The 246-nt window shown below is 41.9% G+C and carries 1 pseudogene; it reads right to left on the bottom strand.

Annotation, left to right across the window (positions count from 1 at the left end):
* Positions 1 to 202: pseudogene (locus AAEY83_RS17715) on the bottom strand (type I glyceraldehyde-3-phosphate dehydrogenase); the annotation flags it as partial.
* Between the last annotated feature and the right edge of the window lie 44 nt (positions 203 to 246).

Below are 246 nucleotides of genomic sequence, written 5' to 3'. Positions count from 1 at the left end.
GTACACGCACGGCATGGCCGTTTAATTTACCATTAAGCTCAGGAAAAATATGCGTAATATCCGTTGCACTACCGGTTGTAGTAGGAATTAAACTTGTACCGCACGAACGCGCACGGCGTAAATATTTATGAGGGGCATCAATAATAGTTTGGGTATTGGTAATGTCGTGAATAGTAGTCATTGAGCCGTGCTTAATGCCCACTTTTTCTTGCAGTACTTTTACAATTGGCGCTAAACAGTTAGTAG

Source organism: Psychrobacter sp. TB20-MNA-CIBAN-0197 (genome assembly GCF_040309765.1).
Lineage (GTDB): Bacteria > Pseudomonadota > Gammaproteobacteria > Pseudomonadales > Moraxellaceae > Psychrobacter > Psychrobacter submarinus.
Note: the sequence above shows the minus strand (reverse complement) of the source record. Positions and strands in the feature narration are given on the sequence as shown.